Here is an 8228-nt window from a genome sequence, read left to right as displayed (position 1 = left end):
GGGTATGAAGCAGGCCGTGCAGGATACCCGGTCGCCGTCTCAGGCTGTAGGCGCGCGGTCRGCCTTCCAGCGCCCGCAGCACCCCGCGGGCCTTGGCGCGGGTTTCGTCCAGCTCCCTGTCCGGGACCGAATCGGCCACGATGCCGGCGCCGGTGCGGAACCGGGCCACGCTGCCGCTGCCATCGGCGCCGACYTCGGCGCTGCGGATCAGGATGTTCAGGTCCAGGTCGCCATCGCGGTTGAGCCAGCCGAACGCGCCGGTGTAGGCGCCGCGCGGCACCTGTTCCAGCTCGGCGATGATCTGCATGCAGCGCACCTTCGGGCAGCCGGTGATGGTACCGCCGGGGAACGTGGCGCGGATGACGTCGCCGGGCGTGGCGTCGTCGCGCAGGTGGCCGCGCACGTTGCTGACGATGTGGTGCACGTGCGCGTAGCTTTCCACCGTCATCAGTTCGTCCACCTGCACGCTGCCGGGCGTGCAGACGCGGCCCAGGTCGTTGCGCTCGAGGTCGATAAGCATCACATGCTCGGCGCGTTCCTTCGGGTGGCCGACGAGTTCGCGGATGCGTGCCGCATCGTCGTCGCCGTCGAAGCGCGGGCGCGTGCCCGCGATGGGCCGGGTTTCGACMACGTCGCCACGCACCGACACGAGGCGTTCCGGCGAGGAGCTGACGACCGTCCAGTGCGGCGTGGCGAACAGGCCGGCGAACGGCGCGGGATTGGCGGTGCGCAGCCGGGCGTAAAGCGTTGCCGGATCCAGCGGCGCATCGAAACGCGCCTGCCACGCCCGCGAGAGGTTGACCTGAAAGATGTCGCCGGCGCGCAGGTACTCGAGGATGCGCTGCACGCCGTCGGTGAAGGCCGAGGGCGCGTCTTCGTCGATGCGGGACGGCGGCTGCCACGCGGGTAGCGCGGGCAAGCCGGTGGCCGCGACGATGTCCTCCAGCGTGCGGGCGATCAACGTGCCCTGCCCCGCTTCGGCCACCACCACGCAGTCGCCGGTACTGCGGTCGCGTAGGACGGCGGCTGGACAGCGCAATGCGAGCGCGACAGGCTGCGTCGCAGGTGCCTGCGGCAGGTGTAGGACGGGTTCGACCTGCTGCGCCAGTTCGTATGCCAGCAGCAACGCCCAGCCGCCACGGAACGGCCAGCGCGGCTCTTCGCGCGGCGTGCGCTGCGCCTGCCAATGGCGGTCGAGCACGGTGAGGAAATCGCCGGCTTCCACCTCGCCCTGCAGGGTGCGGGTGATGCCATCGGCCGCCAGTTGCAACCCGTTGCCGTCCGCGACCAGCAGGAAATCCCATCGCCCCTGCGCGGTGCCCGAGGCCACGGATTCCAGCAGCACCGGATAGCGCTGCGGATCGAGGCGATGCAGGGCCAGCAGGTCGATGGTGGCGGGAAGTGCGCGGGTTTCGATCATCGTGGTCCTGGCCCCTCTCCCATCGGGAGAGGGGTTGGGGTGAGGGTACGGAGAAAAGGCGACGGTTCAACGGTCGATGGTTCCGCCGTACCCTCATCCGGCGCTACGCGCCACCTTCTCCCGAAGGGAGAAGCGAGAGTCGTCAGATCCGCTTGAACACCAGCGTGCCGTTGGTGCCGCCGAARCCGAAACCGTTCGACACCGCGACATCGATCTTCTTATCGCGGGCGGTGTTGGGCACGTAGTCGAGATCGCAGCCTTCGCCCGGCTCGTCCAGGTTGATGGTCGGCGGGATGATGCCGTGATGGATGGCCAGCACGGAGAAGATGGCTTCCGCGCCGCCCGCCGCACCCAGCAGGTGGCCGGTCATCGACTTCGTGGAGCTGACCATGATCTTGTACGCGTGGTCGCCCAGCGCGCGCTTCATCGCCAGCGTCTCGGCCAGGTCGCCCAKCGGCGTGGAGGTGCCGTGCGCGTTGAGGTATTCGACCTGGTCCGCATTCAGTCCGGCGTCCTTCAACGCCGACAGCATGCAGCGCGACGGACCTTCGCCGTTCTCGCTGGGCGCGGTCATGTGGAACGCATCCTGCGAGGCACCGAAGCCGGCCAGCTCGCAGTAGATGCGCGCACCGCGTGCCCTGGCGTGTTCGTACTCCTCCAGCACCAGGATGCCGGCACCGTCGCCCAGCACGAAGCCRTCGCGATCCTTGTCCCACGGACGCGACGCCCGGGTCGGATCGTCGTTGCGGGTGGACATGGCCTTCATCGCGCAGAAGCCGCCCACCGAGGTCGGGGACGAGCCGCGCTCGGCACCGCCGGCGACCATCACGTCGGCATCGCCGTACTGGATGGTGCGCATGGCGATGCCGATGGAATGGTTGGAGGTGGCGCAGGCGGAGACCGCCGAATAGCCCGGGCCCTTCAACCCCTTCATGATGCTGAGGTGGCCCGGCAGCATGTTGATGATGGTGCTGKGGATGTAGAACGGGGAAATCTTGCGCGGGCCGCCTTCGTGCAGCTTCACCGCGGTTTCCTCGATGCCGAGGATGCCGCCGATGCCGGCGCCGATGATCGCGCCGATGCGCTCGGCATTGGCTTCGGTCACTTCCAGCCCGGCGTCGTCCATCGCCATCAGCGATGCGGCCAGGCCGTAGTGGATGAACGAGTCCATCTTCTTCACATCCTTCGGCGGAACGAAGGACGTGGGATCGAAACCGCGGATCTCGCCCGCGATCTTCGTACTGTAACCCTCGGTATCGAAGGTGGTGATCGGGCCCAGGCCCGAACGCCCGTTGACGATGCCGTCCCAGCTGGTGGCCATGTCATTGCCCAGGGGGGACACCAGGCCCATGCCGGTGACGACGACGCGACGACGCTGGCTCATATCGGATTCCTCATGACTCTTGGCGGCCGCGCCCTACGCGGGCGCATGGGGGGCCGGATACGCGCGGGGCCGCATGCGCGGCCCCGACACGGTTTGCTGCGATCGCCCGACTTACGCCTTGACGTGCGCCTTGACGTAGTCGATGGCCTGCTGCACCGAAGTGATCTTCTCGGCTTCCTCGTCCGGAATCTCGCATTCGAACTCTTCTTCCAGCGCCATCACCAGTTCAACGGTGTCCAGCGAGTCGGCGCCCAGGTCATCGACGAACGATGCGCTGGTGGTGACTTCTTCTTCCTTCACGCCGAGTTGTTCGACGACGATTTTCTTGACGCGTTCTTCGATGCTGCTCATGGATTCGCTCCAGACGGAGATGGGTGACTTGTTGGATTCTGCCGACGCGGGGCGAAGGCAAACCGGGGATAGTGTAGTGGAAACCGGGGACGCCGGGCAGGTATCGCCAAACGCACCCGAATCAACCACTTACAGCTAATTCTTACGGCATGTACATGCCGCCGTTGACGTGCAGGGTCTCGCCCGTGATGTAGCCGGCGGCCGGCCCTGCGAGGAACGCGACCGCGTTGGCGATGTCGGCCGGCTCGCCAAGGCGGCCCAGCGCGATCTGGCCGGCGAGCGCGGTCTTGGTCTCTTCGGGCAGATCCTTGGTCATGTCGGTGGCGATGAAGCCGGGAGCGACCACGTTGACGGTGACGCCGCGGCTGCCGATCTCCTTCGCCAGCGACTTCGAGAACGCGATGATGCCGGCCTTGGCCGCGGCGTAGTTCGCCTGCCCCGCATTGCCGGTCACGCCGATCACCGAGGCGATGTTGATGATGCGGCCCTTGCGCGCCTTCATCATGCCGCGCATCACCGCCTTCGACGTGCGATAGACGCTGGTAAGGTTGGTGTCGAGGATGGCCTGCCAGTCCTCGTCCTTCATCCGCATCAGCAGGTTGTCGCGCGTGATGCCGGCGTTGTTGACGAGGATGGAGATGCCGCCGAATTCCTTGGCGATGGCGTCGATCAGCGCATCCACCGCGCCGGCATCGGTCACGTTGAGCTCGCGGCCATGGCCGCCTGCGTTTGCCAAGCGCTCACCGATGGCCTGCGCGCCCGCTGTACTGGTGGCGGTACCGATGACGGTCGCGCCCTGCGCAGCCAGCGCGTCTGCGATGGCCGCGCCGATGCCGCGGCTGGCGCCGGTGACCAGCGCGATTTCACCCTGCAGGGGTTTGCTCATGATGGAGGTCCTCGGGACGGGTCCGCGCGATCGCGGCGGACAGGATAAGGGAACGCGTGTCGCTGCGTATCAGGATTGCCAGTCGGCCAACGCACCCTGGAAATCGCCGACGCCACCGATGGCGCGCGCGTCGAGGCCCTTGTCGACGCGCTTGACCAGGCCGGCCAGCACTTTGCCCGGGCCGCATTCGGCGATGCGCGTGACACCCTCGGATGCCAGCGCCTGAACGCAGTCGGTCCAGCGCACCGGTAGGTAGAGCTGGCGCACCAGTGCGTCGCGGATCGCATCAACCCCGTCGTGCACCGTCGCGTCCACGTTCTGCACCACCGGCAGCGACGGCGCATGCCACGACAGGCCCGCCATCACCTCGGCCAGGCGATTCGCGGCTTCGCGCATCAGCGGCGTATGCGAGGGCACGCTGACGGCCAGCTTCACGACCTTGCGGATGCCGCGCTCGGTGAGCAGCGCGATCGCACGCTCCACCGCATCGCTGTCGCCGCCGATCACGATCTGGCCGGGCGAGTTGTAGTTCGCGGGCACGACCACTTTGCTGTCCGATGCCAACGCGCAGACCTCCGCCACCAGGGCATCTTCCGCGCCCAGCACCGCCGCCATCGCGCCGACGCCCGCCGGCGCGGCGTCCTGCATCAGCTGGCCACGAAGGCGGACCAAATGGGCGCCATCCTTCAACGACAGTGCGCCTGCGGCGACCAGCGCCGTGTATTCGCCCAGGCTGTGGCCCGCCAAGTGCGCGGGCTGCGCGCCACCCTGTTGCTGCCACGCACGCCACACCGCGATGCCGGCGGCGAGCAGCGCGGGCTGCGTGTATTCGGTGCGATTGAGCATTTCCTCGGGACCGCCCTGGGACAACGCCCAGAGGTCCACGCCCGCACCTTCCGACGCTTCGGCGAACGTCTCGCGCACGATCGGATGCAGCTCGGACAACTCCGCCAGCATGCCGACCGACTGCGAGCCTTGGCCCGGGAATACGAAAGCGAGTTGGGGGGAAGTCACTCGGACATCCTGCATGAAAATCAGGCCGCGATGATACGGGCGAACGCTTCGGATTGTCTGTACCGGGGCGTATGCGCATGCGACGACGTGACGCATGCATGAACATCGCATGCAGCAGGAAACGCGATGCCGGAAACGAAGAAGGCGATGCCCTGCGGCATCGCCTTCGCCTGCGGCCAGGGTGTGCGCGTCAGTAGCGCAGCAGCACCGAACCCCAGGTGAAACCGCCGCCGAAGGCCTCCAGCAACAGCAGTTGTCCGCGCTGCACGCGACCGGAACGCACTGCCGTATCCAGCGCCAGCGGCACCGACCCGGACGACGTGTTGCCATGCTTGTCGACGGTCACGATCACCTGGTCCATCGACATGTCCAGGCGCTTGGCAGTGGCTTCGATGATGCGCAGATTGGCCTGGTGGGGAATAAGCCAGTCCAGGTCGTGCTTGTCCAGCCCATTGGCATCGAGCGTCTCGTCGACCACGCTGTCCAGCGCCTTGACGGCGTACTTGAACACGTCGTTGCCCTTCATCTCGATGCGGATGCCGTTGTTCGGCTCGTCGGCCTTGAAACCGGTCGACACACCGACCGGATTCCACAGCAATTCCTTCTTGCTGCCATCCGCGTGCAGGTGGGTGCTGAGGATGCCGGTTTCGCCATCGGCCTTGAGCACGGCCGCACCGGCGCCRTCGCCGAACAGCACGCAGGTGGTGCGCTCGGTCCAGTCGACGATGCGGCTGAGTGTTTCGGTGCCGATGACGAGCGCGGTCTTCGCATCGCCGCAGCGGATGAACTTCTCCGCCACGCTCAACGCGTAGATGAAGCCGGAGCACGCGGCATTGACGTCCATCGCGGCGCAGCCGGTCGCGCCGAGGCGCGCCTGGATCAGGCAGGCGGTGGACGGGAATATGAGGTCTGGGGTGGTGGTGCCGACGACAATCAGGTCAATCTCGGAAGCATCGACGCCCGCGGCTTCGAGCGCGCGCAGCGCAGCCTGGTAACCCAGGTCGCCGGCCGTCTCGCCTTCGGCGGCGATGTGCCGCTCGCGGATGCCGGTGCGGGACTGGATCCACTCGTCGCTGGTATCGACCAGTTTCGAGAGGTCCTCGTTGGTCAGCACCTTTTCAGGCAGATAGCTGCCCGTTCCGGCGATGCGCGCGTAAATGCGCCCCTTGTTGCCCGGCTCGCTCATGCACGCCCCCATTGCCGGCCCGGATGCGGGCCCTGGTAGTCATCGATCATGCGGAAAGCGCGCCCTGCGCGAGGGCGCGCCGCACGGATCAATCTTCCTCGACCGCCGAGGTCTTGGTGGCGATGACCTTCTTGCCGCGGTAGTAGCCGTCGGCGGTCACGTGGTGGCGCAGGTGGATCTCGCCCGTGGTCGGGTCGGTCGACAGCTGCTTGGCGGTCAGCGCGTCGTGCGAACGACGCTGGCCACGACGGGACGGGGTGACGCGGGATTTCTGCACAGCCATGGGATTGCTCCAGCTCTTGTATCTGTTGGTGAACCGTATGGTTCGTGTTGCCAGACCGCGGTAGCGGCTAGTCTTTCTTCAGCGAGGCCAGCGCCGCGAACGGGCTGACCCTCGCCACCTCTTCTTCGTCCGCCGCCCACTCGCGCTCCACCGCGTCGGACGCAGGATCCACCGCCACCACCGGCACGGCGAGGACCAGTTCGTCCTCCACCAGGTCGGCGGGGCGCAGCATGCCGTCTTCGGGCACCAGCAGCGCTTCGTAGTCGGGCGGCAGCGCGGCTTCTTCCTCTTCGCTGCGCACCAGACCCAACCGCTGCTTCAGCGACACCGGCAACACGAAGCGCTGCAGGCTACGCTGGCACACCAGCGGAAGGCCGGCCTCGATCTGCAATTCCAGGTACGGGACCCGCAATGCGTCGTGGTCGAATTCCACCGTGTAGCGAACGTCGCCCTCGGTGTCGGCCAACAGGCCTTGCAGGCGCGTCATGGCGGACAACGGCAGGCGGCCTTCGAAGCTGCGCCGGTTCGCGACCATGCGCCACGCATCGAGCAGCTCGGGCATATTCGCGGACATAAGCCGCTGAATGTTAAGGATCGAATACCGAACTGTCAAACCACCCCTGGTGGCGAGGATGGCTTGCCGCCGGCCATGCCGGCGGGCAGACTCCCCGCCCCGTCCCCCTGCCGGTGCCCCATGCCACTGCTGCTCGCCTCCACCTCCCGCTACCGGCGCGAACTGCTGGAACGACTGCGCCTGCCCCTGCACATCGCGCGGCCGGAGGTGGACGAGACACCCGGGGCGACGGAATCCGTGCCCGCGATGGCCGCCCGCCTGGCCCGCGCCAAGGCGGATGCCATCGCCCGACAGCACCCCGGCAGCTGGGTCATCGGCGCCGACCAGGCGGCGGAGCTGGATGGACACCCCCTGGGAAAGCCGGGCCACCGGGAGGCCGCCATCGCCCAGCTGACGGCCATGTCGGGGCGACAGGTGCGCTTCCATACGGCCGTCTGCCTGGTGCGCGACGACCACGTCCTGGAGGTCCAGGACATCACAACGGTCCGCTTCCGCGACCTCGCCGAAGCGGAAATCGAGCGGTACGTGGATGTCGAGCAGCCGTTCGACTGCGCCGGCAGCTTCAAGTCGGAGGGGCTGGGGATCACCCTGTTCGAGGCCATCGAATCGACCGATCCCACGGCGCTGGTCGGCCTGCCGCTGATCGCCCTTTCACGGATGCTGCGCGAGGCCGGCTTCGACCTGCCCTGATCCGGCCGACCGTCAGCGGATATCGACCGGTTGCTCTGCCCCGGTTTCGACGCTTCCGTCGCCGCCGGTCACGCGCAACCCCAACCAATGCCGGCCCGCCGGCATGTCGCCGGCATCGACATCGGCCCTGAACTGGACCACCGGCATTCGCGGGTCACGCGACGCCCCCTTGAGGAACGTGCGCAACCAATCATTCGCGCCCGCCTGCGTGGTCTCGGCGACCGCGCGACCATCCAGCAGCACTTCCACCTTCGCGACACCGACCACATCCTTCACCGCCCAGCCACCCACGGCGAATCGACGCCCGACACGCTCGCCGGCCGAAGGGACATCGATGTTGGCGACCACGGGCGTGATGCATTCGCCCTGCGCACGTACCGCAGGCAGCGCGAACAACAGGAACCGGCGTGCGCCGTGGTCGATGTTCACCTCCTGCGGCG

General features: G+C 67.4%; 9 protein-coding genes and 1 pseudogene. 1 reads left to right on the top strand and 9 read right to left on the bottom strand.

Annotated elements, in window-relative coordinates; genetic code table 11:
* The 8 genes from AC04L7_RS07825 to AC04L7_RS07790 all read right to left on the bottom strand — a co-directional run.
* The coding region (locus AC04L7_RS07825; protein WP_475512781.1) for an aminodeoxychorismate synthase component I at positions 1-1420 on the bottom strand (1420 nt) is incomplete at its 3' end.
* A 142-nt stretch (positions 1421-1562) separates the two neighbouring features.
* Positions 1563-2804 carry a beta-ketoacyl-ACP synthase II gene (gene fabF, locus AC04L7_RS07820; RefSeq protein WP_475512780.1) on the bottom strand — a complete coding sequence of 414 codons (1242 nt, stop codon included), beginning with the start codon at positions 2802-2804 and terminating at the stop codon, positions 1563-1565.
* A gap of 111 nt (positions 2805-2915) precedes the next feature.
* A complete protein-coding gene (gene acpP, locus AC04L7_RS07815) occupies positions 2916-3155 on the bottom strand; it encodes an acyl carrier protein (protein ID WP_014161144.1) in 240 nt (79 codons plus the stop codon).
* 142 nt (positions 3156-3297) lie between these two features.
* Positions 3298-4041 carry a 3-oxoacyl-ACP reductase FabG gene (fabG, locus tag AC04L7_RS07810; protein WP_296280125.1) on the bottom strand — a complete coding sequence of 248 codons (744 nt, stop codon included), beginning with the start codon at positions 4039-4041 and terminating at the stop codon, positions 3298-3300.
* A gap of 69 nt (positions 4042-4110) precedes the next feature.
* The gene (gene fabD, locus AC04L7_RS07805; RefSeq protein ID WP_435997825.1) at positions 4111-5055 is read right to left on the bottom strand and encodes an ACP S-malonyltransferase; all 945 of its coding nucleotides are present in this window, start codon (positions 5053-5055) and stop codon (positions 4111-4113) included.
* A 190-nt stretch (positions 5056-5245) separates the two neighbouring features.
* Entirely contained in the window at positions 5246-6241 is a 996-nt protein-coding gene (locus tag AC04L7_RS07800) for a beta-ketoacyl-ACP synthase III (protein ID WP_299341756.1), read from the bottom strand.
* An 88-nt stretch (positions 6242-6329) separates the two neighbouring features.
* Positions 6330-6524 (bottom strand): 50S ribosomal protein L32, encoded by a 195-nt coding sequence (gene rpmF / locus AC04L7_RS07795; RefSeq protein ID WP_162336389.1) that lies wholly within the window; start codon positions 6522-6524, stop codon positions 6330-6332.
* A 67-nt stretch (positions 6525-6591) separates the two neighbouring features.
* On the bottom strand, positions 6592-7098 hold the full coding sequence (locus AC04L7_RS07790) for a YceD family protein (protein WP_296280118.1): 507 nt from the start codon (positions 7096-7098) through the stop codon (positions 6592-6594).
* Positions 7099-7218: 120 nt separating this feature from the next.
* Here AC04L7_RS07790 and AC04L7_RS07785 point away from each other — a divergent pair, with 120 nt between their 5' ends.
* Positions 7219-7788: a Maf family protein gene (locus AC04L7_RS07785; RefSeq protein ID WP_435997822.1), complete on the top strand. Its 570-nt coding sequence runs from the start codon at positions 7219-7221 to the stop codon at positions 7786-7788.
* A 12-nt stretch (positions 7789-7800) separates the two neighbouring features.
* Here AC04L7_RS07785 and AC04L7_RS07780 read toward each other — a convergent pair.
* Positions 7801-8228 (bottom strand): annotated as a pseudogene (locus tag AC04L7_RS07780) (glycosyltransferase family 39 protein); the annotation flags it as partial.

The sequence above is a fragment of the Pseudoxanthomonas sp. LjRoot204_2 genome, assembly GCF_056175765.1.
This window is presented reverse-complemented; position numbering and strand designations above follow the sequence as displayed.